Source organism: Pantoea sp. DY-5 (assembly GCF_019795955.1).
GTDB lineage: Bacteria > Pseudomonadota > Gammaproteobacteria > Enterobacterales > Enterobacteriaceae > Pantoea > Pantoea leporis.
The window spans coordinates 17,324-35,401 of sequence record NZ_JAIMIE010000008.1 but is presented as its reverse complement, the minus strand read 5'-3'; the positions used below and the strand labels follow the sequence as shown (position 1 = coordinate 35,401).

Here is an 18,078-nt window from a genome sequence, read left to right as displayed (position 1 = left end):
GCACACGTAGCCAACGCAGCGGCGGCTCGAAGTATGACGGGCGCTAAGCCACGTAATGATGTAAACGACCGATTTTCTCGATTTCGACTTCAATCTCATCGCCGGGGAACATAAACAGCGGTGGCGTGCGTTTTTTACCGACGCCGCCCGGTGAACCGGTGATGATCACATCGCCTGGCGACAGCGGGCTGAACGCGGAGATGTACTCAATGATCTTCGCCACCGGATGCACCATGCTGGCGGTGGTGTCGTTCTGCACTTCGCGCTGATTGAGCCAGGTTTTGATCGCCAGCTGCTGCGGATCGGGGATCTCGTCAGCGGTGGTCATCCACGGTCCGAAACCGCCGGTCTGCTGCCAGTTTTTCCCGGCGGTGAACCAGGTAAACTGCATGTCGCGCACCGTGGCATCCATAAAGCAGCTGTAGCCCGCAACGTGCTGCAACGCATCGGCGGCTTTCACCTGATAGGCCGCTTGGCCGATGATCACCGCCAGCTCACCTTCGTAATCAAATTCCTGCGTGGTAGCGGGTTTCAGCAGCGGCTGCTGGTGCGCCGCCAGCGAATCCGCGAAACGCACAAACAGCGTCGGCGCTTCAAGGGTCTCGGCAAACTCTTTGCGTTTGTCAGCGTAGTTCATGCCAACGCAGAACACTTTGTCAGGATTTTCCACCACCGGCAGGAAGCGAATGGCGCTAAACGGGTGATCAATCGGCTGTGACACATAGGCGTCGAGATCGCTTAACGCGCCGCGTTGCAGCAAGGTTTTCAGGTCCGGGCAGTCAGCGCCAAGACGCAAGCCGATATCAATCACGCCCTCTTGCTGCACAATACCGTAACTTTTTCTTTGCTGATCAATAAGATAAAAACTGCAGAGCTGCATGACTGCCTCGTTGTTATATATAAATTGCGCGCAGGTTAGCAAAATTCAGCAGGAAATGCGGACCGACCTGATGATTTAACGCGGTCGCCATTAATGGCGCCCCTACGAGTTGCATGCGGCAATGTCGTAGGGTGCGCATTAATGCGCACCGTATACATGGCCGCACCGGATTACGACTGCGTGCTCGCCAGATAAGAGAAGGCGCTCAGCAGGCTGATTAACGTGTTCATGTCGTCCGCGCGATAGCCAACGGTGACCGCATCAATGCGCGTCACGCCGGGAATCAGGCTGAACAGATCCGCCAGCACCGGTTTGCTGGCTTGCAGCTGCATCTCATAGGGCGCGCTCAGGCGCGTGGTGCTGACCTGGCGTTTGCGTTGCACGGCGGCCGTCGCTGCAGCGCGAATGGCATTTTGCGCTGCCTGCGGGCTAATGGATTCTGCGCAGGTGTGCGAGATGGCGCGTTTCACACAGACGTAATCCACCGAGGGATAATGCTCGGCAATCCAGCCTTTAAGCTGGTCGTCGCCGCTCACCAGCCACAGCGGCGTGCCCTGTTCAGCCGCGGCTGCGGCGTAGATGTCGCTTTCGCCCATCACCTTGCCGTTGATGTGAATGCGCCAGAACGCACGGCCGTTAATGGTGTGCGCCAGCACGCCCGGTTCACCCGCCGCGCTGTGATAGCCGATAAAGAACAGGCCATCAAATGGCTGCTGCTCAATGCCTTCTACCATCGATAAGCCGCGCGGTTTGCCCTGCACCATGCGCGCGCGGGGATCGATATTTTCCGCACGCAGGTTGGTCATCTGCGCGTGGCTGTCGGCCACCACCACTTCCGTTGCGCCGCCAGCAAAGGCGCCATCGATCGCGGCGTTAACTTCCTGTTCCATCAGTCCGCGCGCCAGCTGGTATTCGGCGTGGCCGGGTGAACACTGTTCGGGACGCATCACACCCGCGATGCCTTCGATGTCGGCTGAGATGAAGATTTTCATGGGGTTGGGGTTCCGTGCGGTTATTGGCAGAGGTCGCCATGAATGGTGACCCTACGTGGAGGTCAATCGATCCAATACTTCGGTTAACGACGGGCGATGATGGCCGCGAAAACCGGTGACAGATTCGGCGCTGAGTAAGGCATCCAGCACCGCGTGTTCGGTGGCATCGGCGGCGGCGGCGAGCAGCGGTTCCAGCGTGGACTCTTCTGGCGGTTGCGGCTGTGGCTGGGTGGAAAACGCCAGCGCGATATCGCCCGAACCGTGGCCCCAATAACTGCCCAATCGTCCCAAACCGGGACCGGCGCGTTTAGCGACGCGCTTCAGCTGACGCGCATCGAGCGGCGCATCGGTCGCCATAATAATGATGATGGAACCGGCATCGCGCTGCGGCGTCAGTTCCGGCAGCAGCGGCGCGATCATCTCACCCAGGCGTACGCCGTCCAGCGTCAGCGCGGTTAACGCGCCAAAGTTCGCCAGCACCAGCACGCCCAGCGTGGCATTGAGCGATGGAATCATGCGCGATGCCGTGCCAATGCCGCCTTTCAAACTGAAACAGCTCATGCCACGCCCGGCACCGACGCTGCCGCGATCAAAATCTGCCGTGGCGTCATAGAGTGCTTGCTGCGCCATCGTCTCGGTGATCGCCAGCGCCTGAATATCGTTGAGCCAGCCGTCATTGCACTCCAGCGCCAGCGGATTGACCGTGGGCAAGCTGCGGCCCAACTCGCGGTTACGGCTGATGGCATCGCGTACCAGTGTGGTAAACAGCGTGCCAACCGCCAGCGTGTTGCTCAGCAGAATCGGCGTTTGCAGCACGCCTAACTCTTCAACCTGCACCAGGCCAACCGGCTTGGCGAAACCGTTAAACACCGCCGCCGCACAAGGCAGCGGCTGAATAAACAGATTGTCGCCCGGCGGCACAATCGCGGTAACGCCGGTTTGTCGCTCGCCGTCGGCTAGCGTGTAGTGACCGACGCGCACGCCGGGCACATCGCTGATGCGATTGGTTGGCCCGCTGGCGCTGCGCGGTTGTCCCAGCTGACGCTCGTTGCGCCAGCGTTGCAGCAGCAGGTCGCGCTGCAGTTGTTGAAAGTCCATGCTTAGCTCTTCAGTTTGGGATCGAGCGTGTCGCGCAGCGCATCACCCAGCAGGTTAAACGCCAGCACGGTAATAAATATCGCCAGACCCGGAAACACGCTGACGTGCCACAAGCCCGCCATCATCATGCTGCGGCTCATCGCCAGAATATTGCCCCACTCCGGCACATCGGGTTCCGGGCCGAGGCCGATAAAACTCAGCCCGGCGGCGGTCAGAATACTGGTGCCGATACGCATCGTGAAATAGACAATCACGTTTGACAGCGTGCCCGGCAGAATATGGCGCAGCAGAATCACGCGATCCGGCGCACCGGCGCAGCGCACGGCTTCAACGTACGCCGCCTGTTTCAGCGACAGCGTGGAAGCACGCACGATACGGGCAAATACCGGCACGCTGAAGATGGCTACCGCAATGATGACGTTGTTCAGTCCCGGACCGAGAATCGCTACCACCGCAATCGCCAGCAGCATGCCGGGAAAGGCGAACAGCACGTCGGAGCCACGCATTATCAGCATATCGATCCAGCGTCCGTAATAGCCCGCCAGCAGGCCCAGCAGCACGCCGACCACCATGCCGAGCGTCACCGACAGCACGCCAACGTACAGTGAGATACGCGCGCCAAAGATGATGCGGCTGAACAGATCGCGGCCGAGTTCGTCGGTGCCCATCCAGTGTGTACTGGACGGCGGCGATGACAGCGCCATCCAGTCCGGTGCCATCGGATCCCACGGCGCCAGCCAGGGTGCGAAAATAGCCACCAGCACCAGCAGTAGCACAAAGCCACCGGAGACCAGCGCCAGCGGATTACGCACCAGCGCGTGCAGGAAATCGCGCCACGGCGAACGGATCGCCTCCTGCGCGTGGGCAGGCAGAGATTGCAGACTCATCAGGGCTCCTGTCGCAGGCGAATTGCTGGGTTGACCACGGCATACAGCAGATCGACCAGCAGGTTAATGACAATAAATTCAAACACGAACAGCATGACTAACGCCTGGATCACCGGCTGATCCTGCGCCTTGATCGACTCGATCAACAGCCAGCCCAGTCCCGGCCAGTTGAACACGCTTTCGACCACGATCGATCCGCCGAGTAAGAAACCGAACTGCAAACCGAGCATGGTGATCACCGGGATCAACGCATTGCGCATCACGTGTTTCCACGTCACCAGCCGATTGCGCAGCCCTTTGGCTTTGGCGGTGCGCACGTAATCTTCCTGCGCCACTTCGAGAAACGCCGAGCGGGTGAAGCGCGCCATCACCGCCGCCACCGAGGAACCGAGCGTGATCGCCGGTAATACGATGTCGCTGGGCTGGTTGAAGCCGCTGACGGAGAACAGGCCAAACGGCATGGCGACGAACTGGATCAGCAGCAGACCGAGCCAGAAAGTGGGCATCGAGATGCCGCCGACGGCGACGCTCATTAAGGTCCAGTCCTGCCATTTACCGCGTTTCAGGGCGGCAAACACGCCGAGGAAAAGGCCCAGAATCACCGACCAGGCAAAGCCGGCCAGCGCTAGCCACAGCGTAGGCATAAAGCCCTGTTTGATCACTTCCAGCACCGGCTGTTGGGTGCGATAAGTGACGCCCAGATCGCCGCGCAGCAGGCCGCCGATCCAGTTGATATATTGCTGCGGCAGCGGATCGTTAAGTCCGAGATGCTGACGCGCTGCTTCCACCGCGGCCAAAGGCGCATCCGGCCCGGCGTAGATACGCGCCGGATCGCCAGGCAGCAGTTTGATGAAGCCGAAGACCAGCAGCGAGACCACCAGCAATACGGGGATCATCTCCAGCAGTCGGCGAATGATGTATGCGAACATGCGGTTCCTTTATTTTTTGGGATGGTGCTGGCTGCTCCCGGATGGTGCTGGCTGGCCCCAGATCGTGCTGGCTGTCCCCAGACCGTGCTGGCTGTCTCCAGATCGTGCTGGCTGTCCCCAGACCGTGCTGGCTGTCCCCCATCCCGGCCTTCCCCCGCAAGCGGGGGAAGGAGACGCTGCCACATGCCAGTGATGAAGCTGCATGTGGCAGCATCTTCCTCCCCCATTTATGGGGGAGGACCGAGGAGGGGGACAGCGAGCACATTCGTGGGGGACAGCAAGCACATTCCTGGAGAGACAGCGAGCACCCCACCCAACCTTTACTTAAACGTCGCCTGATTAAACAGGAAGTTACCATCCGGCAGCATCGACACACCGCTCAGCGTGCTGCGTTTGCCGACCAGGTTGTCTGGCGTGCCGAGGAATGCCACTGGCGCCTCTTGCCACAACACTTTCTGCGCTTCGGCGTAGGCTTCGCCGCGCTTAGCCGGATCGGCGGTGGCTAAGCCACCGGCAATCGCTTTGTCGGCTTCGGCGTTGCTGAAGTACGAAACGTTATACGAAGTCGGCACCCAGGATTCGGTGGCGTAGAGTGGACGCAAGGCCCAATCGGCATCACCGGTTGACGTCGACCAGCCGCCGTAATAGAGATCAAATTCCGCCTGTTTCGGGTCCTTCACGCCCCACAATTTGGCGTTGCGCGTGCCGGAATCCATCGGCGTTACCGTGGCGCGAATGCCCACCGTTGCCAGCTGTGCTTTCAATACCTGCGCGGCACGCACGCTGGCGGTGGCGTTGGTGACCCACAGTTTGAGATCGAGGCCGTTCGGATAACCGGCGTCTTTCAGCAGCGCTTTGGCTTCATCTGGCGCATAGCGATAGTTCGGTGCGCTCTGCTTCTGGTAGAACTGCACGCCTTCCGGAATCGCCGAGCTGGCTGGTTTGCCCATGCCGGCAAACGCCACTTTCAGCCACAGATCGCGGTCGATGGCGTAGTTGATCGCCTGCCGCACGCGCACATCATTCAGCGGTTTGTGCTGGGTGTTGATCGCCATGTAATAGAGATAAATGCTCGGATCGCGCTGCACCGCCAGTTTGCTGTCGCTCTGCACGGTGGCGATCAGATCGGATGGCAGCGGCCAGATCGCATCCACCTGGCCCGACTTCAGTGCCGCAACGCGCGTGGCATCTTCCGGGCTTGGCGAGAAGATCACGTTATCCACTTTCGGCCAGCCTTGCTGCCAGTAGCCGTCGTACTTCGCCAGCGTCACGGCTTTACCCGGCTGCCAGGTCACGAATTTGAACGGACCGGTGCCCACCGGATGCAAGCGTAATTGCGCTTCTTCCGGATACTGCTTGAGAATCGCCGGGCTCCACATCACCGCCGACGGATGCGCCAGCGTGTTAATGAAGGCACCAAACGATTGGTTCAGCTCGATTTTCACCTGATTCGGTGCCAGCACCGTTACCTTCGCAATCATCTTGTACAGGCTGTTGCGCTTGAGGCCTTTGGTCTGGTCGGCAAGGCGATCAAGGTTGGCTTTCACCGCTGCGGCATCGAACGGCGTGCCATCCTGGAAGGTCACGTCTTTACGCAGCGTCAGGGTAAATTCGGTGGCGCTGTCGTTGCTGGTGTAGCTGGTGGCGAGCCACGGCTGCAGCTTCATCTTTGCATCGAACTGGAACAGACGCTCGAAGATGCCGCTCTGCACCGAGTAGCTGACGTTATCGGAGGTATCGTGCGGATCGAGGCCGGTGATGTCGGCATACATCGAAATGCGCAGATCCTGCGCCTGAGCGGCGGCGGCCAGCGAGAGGGTCAATCCCAGCGCAAGCGCAGTACGGCGAAAAATCGGGTTCATGAAATCTCCTGGTATTGAGGGTTAGCGCGAAACAAAATCAGCGACCCAGTGTTGCGGAGCAACCTGGCGATAACGCGGTTTAGTGACCGTTTCTCCCACCTTGCGCAGCGGCGAAGGAATTTCGCCCTCTTCGAAAGTGCGGGGTTGACGGTTCTGGGGATCGGCCACCGGCACCGAGGCCAGCAGACGTTGGGTATAAGGATGTTGCGGCTGGTTGAACACCGATTGGCGCGGCCCCAGCTCCACAATCTGGCCGAGATACATCACTGCCACGCGGTTAGCGATACGTTCCACCACCGCCATGTCGTGCGAGATAAAAATCCACGCCACGCCGGTTTGCTGTTGCAGATCCATCATCAGGTTCACCACCTGCGCCTGAATCGACACGTCCAGTGCCGAGACGGCTTCATCGGCGATGATCACTTTGGGTTTCAACGCCATGGCACGCGCAATGGCAATGCGCTGGCGCTGGCCGCCGGAAAATTCGTGCGGATAGCGCCGCGCATGTTCCGGCAATAAGCCCACGCTTTTCAGCAACGCATCAACCTGCGGCGACGCTTCTTCCAGCGATTTCACCATGCCGTGCAGCAGCAGCGGTTCGGCAATGGTGAAACCGACGGTGAGACGCGGATTGAGCGAGGCGTAAGGATCCTGAAACACCATCTGGATTTCACGGCGCAGCGGCTGGAACTGCGCCTCTTTCAGGTTGGCGATTTCATTGCCCTGGAAATGGATGCTGTCGGCGTCGCTGTTAATCAGCCGCATCAGCGCCCGGCCGGTGGTGGATTTGCCGCAGCCGCTTTCGCCGACAATCGCCAGGGTTTCGCCTGGCCACAGGCTGAAGTCGATCTGCTCCACCGCGTGCACCTGATGGGTAAGCGCCGAGAAAATCCCGCTGCGAATCGGGTAGTACACTTTCAGGCCACGCACATCCAGCAGCGGCGTTTCGTCATAGCGCGCGGTGCGCTGCTCGCTGTTATCACTGGCATTGCTGCCCAACAGCGGAAAACGCTGCGGCCATGCGTGTTCGCGCATATCGCCGAGCTTCGGCACCGCCGCCAGTAACGCTTTGGTGTAAGGATGCTGCGGCGCGTTAAAGATGTCGCTGACCGTGCCCTGCTCAACCACTTCGCCGCGCAGCATCACCACCACGCGATCGGCGATTTCTGCCACCACGCCCATGTCGTGGGTGATGAACAGCACCGCCATCTGCTTCTCACGTTGCAGGTCGCGCAGGATGTGAAGAATGCGTGCCTGCACCGTGACATCCAGCGCGGTGGTCGGTTCATCGGCGATCAGCAGTTGCGGATCGCAGGCCAGCGCCTGCGCAATCATCACGCGCTGGCGCATGCCGCCCGACAGCGAATGCGGATAGCTTTTCATTACGCGGTCCACATCGGCGATGCGCACCTGGCGCAGTAATTCACGTGCGCGCTCGTCGGCCTGACTTTTGTCGCAAATCTGATGGTCACGTAGCGCTTCAGTCAGCTGATCGCCGACGCGCAGCACCGGATTGAGCGAGGTCATCGGCTCCTGAAATATCATCGCCATTTCGCGACCACGCAAAGCACGGCGCTGGGTTTCATTCAGCGTGGCAAGCTGATGCGCGTGGCCCTGACGATCGCGGAACTGCATGCTGCCGCGATCGATACGCCCGGATGCGGCTAGCAAGCCCATCACCGCCAGCGAGGTGACCGATTTACCCGAGCCACTTTCGCCCACCACGGCGACAATTTCGCCCTGATGAATGTTAAAACTGATGCCCTTCAACACCTGATTTTCGCCGCTGCGGCCGCGAAAACTGACGCTGAGATCCTGAATCGCGAGCACCGGTTCTGAACCGGCAACGCTGGCGGCGTTGGATGTGAGTAAAGTGTCCGTCATCGTTGCTCCGCATGCGGGTTACAGCCAGATTTGGCCTTGAGCGTAAGAAAGGAAGGGCGAGCTATCGGCGGCCAGCCAAATGGGGCCATCGAGATCGACATGTTCAGCGGCAATCGCCACCGGCAGCGCCGCTTCCATCGCCAGTGAAGAACCGAGCATGCAGCCGACCATCAACCGCATATCGTGCTTCTGCGCCTCCTCCACCATCGCCAGCGCTTCGGTCAAACCGCCGCACTTATCCAGCTTAATGTTGATCATCTCGTAGCGATTGCGCAGCGGCGCGATGTCCTCGCGAGTGTGGCAGCTCTCGTCGGCACACACCGGAATCGGGTGCGTGAAGCGCTGCAACGCCTGATCCTGACCCGCCGGCAGCGGCTGCTCGACCATCGCGATGTTAAAACTCGCCAGCGCGTTGAACAGGCTGGGCAAATCCACACCCGACCAGGCTTCATTGGCATCAATGATTAAGGTGGCGCGCGGGGCGGCCTGACGAATCGCGGCGACTTTCTCCAGAATGTCGTCGCGATTAAGTTTGATTTTCAGCAGGATGGCACCGCGTGATACCGCATCGGCAGCGGCGGCGGCCATGTTTTCGATGGAGTCGAGGCTGAGGGTTTCGGCGGTGATCACCGATGGCGGCTGACGACGCTCGCACTGTTGCCACAGCGTGTGCTTCGCCAGCGCGGCATCGAGACGCCACAGTGCGCAGTCCAGCGCATTACGCGCTGAACCCGCTGATAAACGGCTTTGCAGATCGAGGCGGCTCAGGCCCGCTTCCATGTCGGCGCGCAGCGCTTCCAGTTCGGCGTTGACACTTTCTGGCGTTTCATCGTAGCGCGGCGTTGGCGTACATTCGCCGCGGCCAATAAAACCGTTCTGCTCCAGCGTCACGCGAATCACCGTGACTGCGGTGCGCGTACCGCGTGAGATGGCGAACGGACGCGCCAGCGGCAATTCCAGCACTTCAATCTGCATGCGCCGCATGTTAGCCACGCTCCTGCAGCAGCGCGGCGATATCCGCAATGCCGAAACGCACCGGATCGGTGGCAGGCACGCCGAATTCGGCGCTGATCTCTGCACAATAGGCGCGCGCTTCGTCTTCGCTGTAGTTCGAGGTGTTAATGGCGAAACCGGCCAGCTGAACCGCGTCGCTGGTAACGTGCGCTGCGCGCAGGTTGGCTTCAACGCAATCTTTCAGGCTGACCATTGGCTGATGCGGCAGATGACGCATATGCGGACGCCCCATTTCATGGCACATCACCAGCCAGTGCGGCTGCGCACCGTGGATCAGGCCCATGCTGACGCCAGCGTAGGAAGGATGGAACAGCGAACCCTGACCTTCAACGATATCCCAGTGATCGGCGTCATTGGCTGGCGACAGCGCTTCGACCGCGCCGGCGATGAAGTCGGCAATCACCGCATCAATCGCGATACCTTCACCTGCTACCAAAATACCGGTCTGGCCGGTGGCGCGGAAATCGGCTTTCATGCCGCGTTCGCGCATCGCGGCTTCCAGCGCCAGCGAAGTGTACATCTTGCCTACCGAGCAATCGGTGCCGACAGTAAGTACACGCTTACCTGTACGCTTTTTACCGCTGCCTACGTCCAGTTTTGGACGCATGTGGCGCAGGTCGAACAGCTCAACGCCGAACTCTTTAGCCAACGCCACCAGCTCCGGCTCATCCACCAGACGATGGTGCAAACCGCTGGCAACGTTCATCCCGGCTGAGATGGCGCTTTTGACCGTGTCGAGCCAATGCGTGGGCAAGTAACCACCGGCATTGGCGGTGCCGAGGACCAGCGTTTTGGCACCGCGCGCTTTGGCAGCGGCGATGTCGAGGACGTCGAGGCCAAGCGTGACGGTGCAGCCCGGCAGCTTGATTTCGCCAACGCACTGCTCTGGACGCCAGACGTGAATGCCGCGTGCGGTTTTAGCGGCCAGTGGATCGGTTACGTCGCCGAGGAAGAGTAAATAAGGTTGTGGGATCAGCATGATGTTTCTCGTTTCAGACGGTTTATAGGGCCTGAATTGACTATTTCACGCAGAAGATGGGGTGACGAATGCTTGTTTAGTGGCGGGGTATAACGTGCGGCTATAGCCAGATCGAAATCTAATGGCTGAGAAGTTTTATCAGCGAGTTAGGGGAAAAATGGGCAGAGTAGCGGCTGGAGAGATAAGAAAATAGTTGATAACCACAGGTCGATCCCTGACCGCGATTATCGAGGGTATTTGACGGAATGCTTAGTTTAAAGCACCCGGCGGTACGTGTTTGAAAGTCTCGACATAAGAACGGAACACGTAGCGGAAAAAGCGTTTCATAAAGCACCTGGTTCAAAAATTGTTGAAGAAATACGCAAAAAGTATAGCCGCGGAGCGTTTTTACCGCAATTATTTTTGAAGTAGATCACAGAATTGGGGGTTGGTGCGGGTGTTAAGAAGAGGTCGCCATGAATGGCACAACGACAACGTGGTTAGTTAAACCAGCCTAAATGCTCGCTTAAAATGGTGCAGCCAATGCTGATCAGCACTACGCCGCCCAACACTTCCGCCCATTTGCCCATCACCGGGCCGATAAAGCGGCCAACCAATACGCCGGTGGTTGCCATGATAGTGGTCGCCGCGCCGATGGTGACGGCGGTCATGATGATATTCACCTGCAGGAACGCCAGGCCAACACCGACGGCCAGCGCATCAAGACTGGTGGCGACGGCGGTTAACGCCAGCACCATAAAACCATGACGCTGCGGCGCTTCGCACGGCTCGTCAGCGGTTTGACGAAAACCTTCCATCATCATACGGCCGCCCAGCACGGTTAACAGCACGAATGCCACCCAATGATCCCACGCCATGATGTAGCGGCTGGCCGCGAGGCCAATTGCCCAGCCAATCAGCGGCGTCAACATTTCGATAACGCCGAAAATCAGGCCGGTTCGCAGTGCCTCTTTGAAACCTGGGCGATGCAGCGACGCGCCTTTGCCCAGTGCTGCGGCGAAAGCGTCCATCGACATGCCAAAGGCCAAAATCAGGGTTGCGATAAATGTCATGGGTTTTCAATCAATGCCGCGGAACCGGCGCTAAAGCCGCTACTTCTCCGCATTTATTGTTCAGTAATGAAAAAGTGCGCGCAGTCTAACACGCAAAAACGTCAAAAAAAAGACAGTAAAATCAGGGATTTAAGTATAGCAAAGGCTATAACTCTTAACTTCCGCTATTTTTGACGCTAAGTGAATGGAATAGAAGAAATTTCTGAGCGCGAGCCGGCGCGGGGATTGCACCGTAGCGCGGTTTTATGCGCTAATGCCCGCGCTAACTGATTTGGACAATGACCATGAATAACCCATTCGAAACGCTGATCATCCCAGGCGGCATTCTGCTGCTAGGCTTTCTTTCCGCCCTGCTGCTGCCCGCGCCTTCATTTGGTATTGAGCTGGCAAAACAATTGCAGGAAAGCCTGCATTTGATGGATGTTAATCAGCTGTATACCATCGTCTTTAGTTTGTGGTTTTTGCTGCTGGGCGCGATCGAGTTTTTCGTCATTCGCTTCCTGTGGCGCCGCCGATCGCGCTGATCGTTTTTCCGGCAAGGTGATGCATTTTTCTTCTGGCAGCTTTACGCGGTCATACCTCAATTCATCACCACAAAAATGTAACATTACTTTTACACGACCTGGCGAAATATCGCGCAACATAAAATCCGCATAAATAATCAATCTAGTTAAAACGTATATTTTTCAACACATTAAAATGTGATGCATATCACTCGCCGTTTTCACCCCCGTTATAACCCCTCACAATAGCGTAACAACTGCATTACTCTAACCGTCTGATTAAGAGATAAAAATCCCTTATGACCGCGAGGTTGAGCTGATTAATTCTTATGCTGAATCATTTCCGCCTTTAAAAAATAAACAAACGTTTAATTCCGATACGAGAATGTTATATTCGGATGCATATGCATAACGTGCAGTTAACCGTTATCGTCCCCGTGACTTATACCTGAGTCTTAACCTTTGAGAGATAGCGCCACGCGCTCGAAAGAAGCGCGGCTATTTCGCCTGCGAACCTGTTGAGCTTCAGGTCAACAGAGAGAGGAGATGTCGCCTCATGAGTACTACTGCGGTAAATCTGGCGCTCGCCGCCGCTTCAATGGAAAGTGCAAACCTTCAGGAACGAAAAGACGTCGACGTACTGCTGATTGGCGCAGGCGTGATGAGTGCGACTTTGGGCGCATGGCTGCAAGATCTCGAGCCTGACTGGTCGATTGAGATGGTTGAACGTCTTGATGATGTGGCCGTTGAATCCTCTAATGGCTGGAACAACGCCGGAACCGGTCACGCCGCGCTGGCGGAGCTCAACTATACGCCGCAGAAGGCGGATGGCAGCATCGACATCGCCAAAGCGGTCACGATTAACGAATCGTTCCAGATTTCGCGTCAGTTCTGGGCGTATCACGTGCAGAAAGGCAACCTGCGCAATCCCAAAAGCTTTATCCACAGTACGCCGCACATGAGTTTCGTCTGGGGCGACGATAACGTTGAATTCCTGCGCAAGCGTTTCAATGCGCTGCAGAAAAGCACGCTGTTCCGCGGCATGAATTACTCTGAAGATCGCGATCAAATCACTAAGTGGATTCCGCTGGTGATGAACGGCCGCGACAGCAAACAGAAAGTGGCGGCGACCTGGACCGAAATGGGTACCGACGTGAACTTCGGTGAAGTAACGCGTCAGCTGATTGCCTCTTTAGAGAAGAAAGCCAATTTCCGCCTGCGTCTGCGCCAGGAAGTGCGTGATATCAAACGCCTGAGCGACGGTCGCTGGCAGGTCACGCTGCATAATCTGGCCAGCGGTGAAAATCGTGTGCTGACCACGCGCCAGCTGTTTATCGGTGCCGGCGGTGCGGCGTTGCCGCTGCTGCAGAAATCCGGCATTCCGGAAGTGAAAGGCTACGCCGGTTTCCCGGTGGGCGGTTCATTCCTGGTGACGGAAAATCCTGACGTGGTGAAACAGCATATGGCGAAGGTGTATGGCAAAGCCAGCGTCGGCGCACCGCCGATGTCGGTGCCGCACGTCGATACCCGCGTGCTGGATGGCAAACAGGTGCTGCTTTTTGGGCCGTTTGCTACCTTCTCAACCAAATTCCTCAAAGAGGGTTCGCTGCTGGATATGTTCGGCGCGATGAACACCAGCAACCTCAAGCCGATGGTGCAGGTTGGCCTGAAGAGCTTCGACCTGGTGAAATATCTGGTTGATCAGGTGTTGCAAAGCGACAGCGATCGCTTGGAAGCGTTGCGCGCTTACGTGCCGCAGGCGAAGCAGGAAGATTGGCGTTTAGTCACTGCTGGCCAGCGCGTGCAAATCATCAAGAATGATGCCGTTGAAGGTGGCGTGCTGCGTCTTGGTACCGAAGTGGTGACTTCGGAAGATGGTACTATTTCCGCCCTGCTGGGTGCCTCGCCGGGCGCCTCCACCGCCGCACCGATTATGCTCGAGCTGATGGCGAAAGCCTTCCCGGAACAGATGCGTTCACCGGAGTGGCAGACCAAAATCCGCATGGTGATCCCATCGTGGGGCCGCAAGCTGAACGGCGACGTCGCACTGACCGAGAAAGTGCTGGCCGATACCAGCCGCGTGCTGCAACTCGACTACGAGCCGGTGATTACACCTGATGCCGCCAACGATGAAGCGCGCGAAACCGCGCACGTGGTGGGTAAGTAACAAGGTAGTATCGGATGTTGGCAAGATGAGAGGCCGCGAAAGCGGCCTCTTTTTTATGGCTAGCTCAGCAGCACCGCGTCGTACAACATCCACACTGTTGTCGCCACCAGCGACAGCGCCATCAAACTGTTAAACGCCTGACGTTTCCACGCGACCTGCAGATGGCTGCGAAGGCGATCGCCCAGCGCTGCCCAAATCAAAATGCACGGCAGATTCAGTGCGGCGAATCCCAGTAGCAACGTCAGCACGCCGCTACTGTTGGCGTACATCAGCGCCACGTTGGTGACCATCAACCAGGCCTTGGGATTCACCGCCTGGAAACAGATGCCGCCAATTAACGTCATGGGTCGCGGACGTTCGCGCAGTTGCGGCGCGCCGGCACGAAAAATCTTCCACGAAAGCCACAGCAGATAGCTACAGCCGACCACCGTCAGCGGCAGGCGAATCGCACCCATCCAGTGCAGCAGCGCATCCAGCGCCACGCTCGCCAGCAGCATCTGTATTGCGCAGCCCAGCAGGATGCCAAACAGCATCGGCAGCGTGCGTTTAAAGCCAAAGTTAACGCCCGACGTCGCCAGTAACAGGTTGTTTGGGCCTGGCGTGATCGACATAACGGTGACGTAGCTGAAGAATGAGGGATCGAGCATGATGCGCTTCCTGAAGAATCAATGATGTCTTCATGCTAGTGCGTATATTGCAATGGAAACAGAGACACAAAACCACTATTGTAATGGGTACAGTTGTCTCAAAAATGAATTGTACCCATTGCGCGCGGAGGCTTTTGTGTCCCTTCCACTTTCATCCGGTCAAACGCTGTATCAGCAGTTGGTCGATAGCTTCGCCGAGTCAATTCATCAGGGCACGCTGAAGCCGGGTAAACGGCTGCCAGCGATACGCCGCGTGGCACAATCGCATCAGGTGAGTATCAATACCGTGCTCAATGCATGGCAAATCCTCGAAGATCGCGGCCTGATTGAATCGCGGCCGCAGTCGGGTTATTACGTGCGTGGCGTGCTGCCCGCCGTGACGCGTTCAGTAAAACCGCTGCCGGCAAAAATCAACGATCCCAGCGCGCAGAAGCTGGAGCTGATTGAGCAAGTGTTCGCGGCGCAAAATAATCCCGATTACACCAATATCTCATTAGCCTGTCCGCAGGATGGCACCTTCTATCCGGCGGCGCGAATCGGGCGAATTACTGCATCGATTTTGCGCCAGAATCCCGACATTATCGGACGCTATGCGCTTCCACCCGGTAGTGAGCGCTTACGGGAGGAGATTGCGCGTCGTGCCCTGCACAACGGCATCAACTTGCCGCCGCAGGCGATCACGCTGACGCACGGCTGCATGGAAGCACTTCAGCTGGCGCTGCGCGCGGTGACTAAACCCGGCGATTGCATTGGTTTGGAGTCGCCGACCTATTTCTTCCTGTTCCCGCTGCTGGCGTCGCTGGGGCTGAAAGCGCTGGAAATCCCCACCGATCCGCAGCAGGGATTGTCGCTGGATGCGCTAGAGATGCTGCTGCAGGAGAAGCGGATTCAGGCGGTGATTGCCATGCCCGGCGCGCAGAACCCGCTGGGATATGTGATGCCGCTGGAGAATAAAAAGCGGCTGGCGAAGTTAGTGAACACTTACCACGTTCCGCTGCTGGAAGATGGTTTATACGACGAATTGCAGTTTGAGTGGCCGCTGTCGCCGCCGGTAAAGGCGTTTGATAGCGAGGGTTGGGTGATTTACTGCACCAGCTTTACCAAAACCGTGGCGCCTGATTTCCGCGTCGGCTGGACTGCTGCCGGGCGTTTTCATGACGCTATCGCTCACCTCAAAGCGGTGTCGTCGATGGCGGAATCACGCTTGTTAAGTGAAACCCTGGCCGAATTTCTTGCCAGCGGCGGCTACGATCATCATCTGCGCACGCTGCGTCGGCGCTATGCCGCCAATCTGGATGCGGCGCGCGGGATTCTGGCACGCCACTTTCCGCAGGGCACGCGCGCTACCCTGCCGCGCGGCGGGTTTGTTTTTTGGGTCGAACTGCCGGGGAACATTGATACCGTAGAGATGTTTCATCGTCTGCTGCAGGAGCAAATCTGTGTGACGCCGGGCGCGCTCTACTCCCTGAGCGATCGTTACAAACACGCGTTGCGCCTCTCCTGCTGCTACCCGTTTGATGAACGTTATACGTGGGCGCTGCAGCGCACCGGCGCGCTGGCCTGTGAAATGACAGGCCTCGCGCCGGGACAGGATCAGGGTTTGCCGTTGCGGCCCCAAGTGGTGTAAGGCTCGCGCTCGGTCAGGCGTTCGTAATAAGTCTGAACCGCCGGGAAGTCAGGGTGTTCCAGCGGGGTTTCAAACCAGCGGTTCACCGCCAGCCCAACCGGAATATCGGCCAGCGAGAAATTGCGGCCTGCGACATAGCGCCCGGTTTTCTCCAGATGCTGGTTGAGTATGTTCATGGTGTGCGTCCAGCCTTTCACCGCCGCCGCCAGCAAGCGGGGATCCTGATGCGCCGGCGAGTTGCGCACCAGCGACATAAATGCGTAACGCCAGGACGTGTTAAGTTCGGTGGCTTGCCAATCCATCCACTGATCAACTGGCGCGCGCGCGCGGGGATTGTCGGGATAGAGCCATTCGCCGCCGTTGCTGTTGGCGAGATAGCGCAGAATAGCGTTGGATTCCCACAGCACGAAGTCGTCCTCGATTATTACCGGCACCATGGCGTTGGGATTGAGTGCCATAAACTCTTTCGAGTGCAGCGATTGTGGATCATCGCCCCAGGGTTCTAATTCGTACGCAATATCGAGTTCTGCGCACAGCCACAGAACTTTTCGCACGTTTATTGATGAAGTACGGCCAAGAACTTTTAACATTGCGGACTCCGATTCCAGAATTCTTAATCTATTCATAGCCCTGTTGCTGGCCTTTCGCAATCAGCAGGATGTAAATCCCGATTTCAGACAACCTCAACGAGGAAGGAGTGACAATGAAGGTCGCATTTAAACAGGTGGACGTGTTTACCTCATCGGCGTTTAAAGGTAATCCGCTGGCGGTGATCATGGATGCACAGGGATTGAGTGACGCGCAGCTGACGGCGATTGCGCGCTGGACCAATCTGTCGGAAACCACCTTTGTGCTGCCGCCACAAGATGCGGCGGCGGATTACCGCGTGCGCATTTTTACCGTCGAAGGTGAACTGCCTTTTGCCGGGCATCCGACGTTAGGCACCGCGCATGCGCTGCTGGAAGCCGGTTGGCCGCTGAAAACGCCGGGCAAAATCGTGCAGGAGTGCGGCGTTGGTCTGGTTGAGGTGAAAATCAGCGATGACGGTGCGCTGGCGTTTGCCGCGCCTGCCGCCACATTAACGCCGTTCAGTGATGCGCTGATGAGCAGCGCGCTGAACAGTGAATGCTTCGATCTCAGCCAAATGCCGACCATCGTTGATATGGGTATTCGCTGGCTGCTGATTCCGATGAGTAGCGCGCAAGCGGTGCTGGATGTGGTGCCGTCAGCAGCCGATTTACACCGTTTACATCAGCATGCTGAGGTTAACGGTACGGCGATTTTTGGTGCGTTACCGTCGGGCGAAAACGAGCAGTATGAAGTGCGCGCATTGCTGGTTGAGAACGGCAGCTTGACCGAAGATCCGGTGACCGGCAGCGCCAACGCCTGTCTGGCGCGCTACTTCGAGGCTAACAAGCAAACGCGGGATTATCGGGCACGTCAGGGCAGCGTGATTCAGCGTGAAGGTCGCATTCAGGTTAGTTTTAGCGATGAAGCGATCTGGATTGGTGGCCAAACGGTGACGGTGATTGATGGGACGATCGATCTGTAGGGTTG

The 18,078-nt window shown here is 57.9% G+C and carries 16 protein-coding genes; 4 read left to right on the top strand and 12 right to left on the bottom strand.

Annotated elements, in window-relative coordinates; translation table 11 throughout:
• Positions 1 to 43 precede the first annotated feature (43 nt).
• The 10 genes from K5Y30_RS21300 to mntP form a co-directional block, all read right to left on the bottom strand.
• Entirely contained in the window at positions 44 to 880 is an 837-nt protein-coding gene (locus tag K5Y30_RS21300; RefSeq protein WP_222213268.1) for a fumarylacetoacetate hydrolase family protein, read from the bottom strand.
• Positions 881 to 1,050: 170 nt separating this feature from the next.
• Complete coding sequence (locus K5Y30_RS21295) at positions 1,051 to 1,872, bottom strand: M55 family metallopeptidase (RefSeq protein ID WP_176972561.1); 822 nt, start codon at positions 1,870 to 1,872, stop codon at positions 1,051 to 1,053.
• Between the two features lie 51 nt (positions 1,873 to 1,923).
• Positions 1,924 to 2,970 (bottom strand): P1 family peptidase, encoded by a 1,047-nt coding sequence (locus tag K5Y30_RS21290; protein ID WP_222213266.1) that lies wholly within the window; start codon positions 2,968 to 2,970, stop codon positions 1,924 to 1,926.
• 2 nt (positions 2,971 to 2,972) lie between these two features.
• On the bottom strand, positions 2,973 to 3,857 hold the full coding sequence (locus K5Y30_RS21285; protein WP_007891891.1) for an ABC transporter permease subunit: 885 nt from the start codon (positions 3,855 to 3,857) through the stop codon (positions 2,973 to 2,975).
• Positions 3,857 to 4,786 (bottom strand): ABC transporter permease, encoded by a 930-nt coding sequence (locus tag K5Y30_RS21280; RefSeq protein WP_154193928.1) that lies wholly within the window; start codon positions 4,784 to 4,786, stop codon positions 3,857 to 3,859. Before K5Y30_RS21280 ends, K5Y30_RS21285 begins: the two co-directional genes overlap by 1 nt.
• A 320-nt stretch (positions 4,787 to 5,106) precedes the next feature.
• Complete coding sequence (locus K5Y30_RS21275) at positions 5,107 to 6,648, bottom strand: glutathione ABC transporter substrate-binding protein (protein ID WP_222213264.1); 1,542 nt, start codon at positions 6,646 to 6,648, stop codon at positions 5,107 to 5,109.
• A gap of 21 nt (positions 6,649 to 6,669) precedes the next feature.
• Positions 6,670 to 8,532, bottom strand: coding sequence for an ABC transporter ATP-binding protein (locus K5Y30_RS21270; RefSeq protein WP_222213262.1), 1,863 nt, complete (start codon positions 8,530 to 8,532; stop codon positions 6,670 to 6,672).
• A gap of 18 nt (positions 8,533 to 8,550) precedes the next feature.
• Positions 8,551 to 9,516, bottom strand: coding sequence for an N-acetyl-D-Glu racemase DgcA (gene dgcA, locus K5Y30_RS21265; protein WP_217549813.1), 966 nt, complete (start codon positions 9,514 to 9,516; stop codon positions 8,551 to 8,553).
• Between the two features lies 1 nt (position 9,517).
• Complete coding sequence (gene dgcN, locus K5Y30_RS21260; protein ID WP_222185957.1) at positions 9,518 to 10,525, bottom strand: N-acetyltransferase DgcN; 1,008 nt, start codon at positions 10,523 to 10,525, stop codon at positions 9,518 to 9,520.
• Positions 10,526 to 11,004: 479 nt separating this feature from the next.
• A complete protein-coding gene (gene mntP, locus K5Y30_RS21255; RefSeq protein WP_101762773.1) occupies positions 11,005 to 11,577 on the bottom strand; it encodes a manganese efflux pump MntP in 573 nt (190 codons plus the stop codon).
• 284 nt (positions 11,578 to 11,861) lie between these two features.
• Here mntP and K5Y30_RS21250 point away from each other — a divergent pair, with 284 nt between their 5' ends.
• On the top strand, positions 11,862 to 12,101 hold the full coding sequence (locus tag K5Y30_RS21250; protein ID WP_007891898.1) for a DUF1158 domain-containing protein: 240 nt from the start codon (positions 11,862 to 11,864) through the stop codon (positions 12,099 to 12,101).
• A gap of 535 nt (positions 12,102 to 12,636) precedes the next feature.
• Positions 12,637 to 14,247 (top strand): malate dehydrogenase (quinone), encoded by a 1,611-nt coding sequence (gene mqo / locus K5Y30_RS21245; RefSeq protein WP_222213261.1) that lies wholly within the window; start codon positions 12,637 to 12,639, stop codon positions 14,245 to 14,247.
• 59 nt (positions 14,248 to 14,306) lie between these two features.
• Here the strand turns inward: mqo and K5Y30_RS21240 are convergent, their stop codons facing one another.
• The gene (locus K5Y30_RS21240) at positions 14,307 to 14,894 is read right to left on the bottom strand and encodes a LysE family translocator (RefSeq protein ID WP_222213259.1); all 588 of its coding nucleotides are present in this window, start codon (positions 14,892 to 14,894) and stop codon (positions 14,307 to 14,309) included.
• 136 nt (positions 14,895 to 15,030) lie between these two features.
• Between K5Y30_RS21240 and K5Y30_RS21235 the strand changes: the two genes are divergently transcribed.
• Positions 15,031 to 16,521, top strand: coding sequence for a PLP-dependent aminotransferase family protein (locus K5Y30_RS21235; RefSeq protein ID WP_192236909.1), 1,491 nt, complete (start codon positions 15,031 to 15,033; stop codon positions 16,519 to 16,521).
• Here K5Y30_RS21235 and K5Y30_RS21230 read toward each other — a convergent pair.
• Positions 16,488 to 17,111 carry a glutathione S-transferase family protein gene (locus tag K5Y30_RS21230; protein WP_101762777.1) on the bottom strand — a complete coding sequence of 208 codons (624 nt, stop codon included), beginning with the start codon at positions 17,109 to 17,111 and terminating at the stop codon, positions 16,488 to 16,490. The genes K5Y30_RS21235 and K5Y30_RS21230 overlap by 34 nt on opposite strands.
• A gap of 113 nt (positions 17,112 to 17,224) precedes the next feature.
• Between K5Y30_RS21230 and K5Y30_RS21225 the strand changes: the two genes are divergently transcribed.
• Positions 17,225 to 18,073, top strand: coding sequence for a PhzF family phenazine biosynthesis protein (locus tag K5Y30_RS21225; protein ID WP_222185955.1), 849 nt, complete (start codon positions 17,225 to 17,227; stop codon positions 18,071 to 18,073).
• Positions 18,074 to 18,078: the final 5 nt, after the last annotated feature.

What these genes read in the sequence shown, in the direction of transcription:
- K5Y30_RS21250 (WP_007891898.1), top strand. Translation starts at nt 11,862, where the DNA reads ATGAATAACCCATTCGAAACGCTGATCATCCCAGGCGGCATTCTGCTG.
- K5Y30_RS21230 (WP_101762777.1), bottom strand. Translation starts at nt 17,111, where the DNA reads ATGTTAAAAGTTCTTGGCCGTACTTCATCAATAAACGTGCGAAAAGTT.
- K5Y30_RS21300 (WP_222213268.1), bottom strand. Translation starts at nt 880, where the DNA reads ATGCAGCTCTGCAGTTTTTATCTTATTGATCAGCAAAGAAAAAGTTAC.
- K5Y30_RS21295 (WP_176972561.1), bottom strand. Translation starts at nt 1,872, where the DNA reads ATGAAAATCTTCATCTCAGCCGACATCGAAGGCATCGCGGGTGTGATG.
- dgcN (WP_222185957.1), bottom strand. Translation starts at nt 10,525, where the DNA reads ATGCTGATCCCACAACCTTATTTACTCTTCCTCGGCGACGTAACCGAT.
- dgcA (WP_217549813.1), bottom strand. Translation starts at nt 9,516, where the DNA reads ATGCGGCGCATGCAGATTGAAGTGCTGGAATTGCCGCTGGCGCGTCCG.
- K5Y30_RS21240 (WP_222213259.1), bottom strand. Translation starts at nt 14,894, where the DNA reads ATGCTCGATCCCTCATTCTTCAGCTACGTCACCGTTATGTCGATCACG.
- K5Y30_RS21280 (WP_154193928.1), bottom strand. Translation starts at nt 4,786, where the DNA reads ATGTTCGCATACATCATTCGCCGACTGCTGGAGATGATCCCCGTATTG.
- K5Y30_RS21275 (WP_222213264.1), bottom strand. Translation starts at nt 6,648, where the DNA reads ATGAACCCGATTTTTCGCCGTACTGCGCTTGCGCTGGGATTGACCCTC.
- mqo (WP_222213261.1), top strand. Translation starts at nt 12,637, where the DNA reads ATGAGTACTACTGCGGTAAATCTGGCGCTCGCCGCCGCTTCAATGGAA.
- K5Y30_RS21270 (WP_222213262.1), bottom strand. Translation starts at nt 8,532, where the DNA reads ATGACGGACACTTTACTCACATCCAACGCCGCCAGCGTTGCCGGTTCA.
- K5Y30_RS21285 (WP_007891891.1), bottom strand. Translation starts at nt 3,857, where the DNA reads ATGAGTCTGCAATCTCTGCCTGCCCACGCGCAGGAGGCGATCCGTTCG.
- K5Y30_RS21225 (WP_222185955.1), top strand. Translation starts at nt 17,225, where the DNA reads ATGAAGGTCGCATTTAAACAGGTGGACGTGTTTACCTCATCGGCGTTT.
- mntP (WP_101762773.1), bottom strand. Translation starts at nt 11,577, where the DNA reads ATGACATTTATCGCAACCCTGATTTTGGCCTTTGGCATGTCGATGGAC.
- K5Y30_RS21290 (WP_222213266.1), bottom strand. Translation starts at nt 2,970, where the DNA reads ATGGACTTTCAACAACTGCAGCGCGACCTGCTGCTGCAACGCTGGCGC.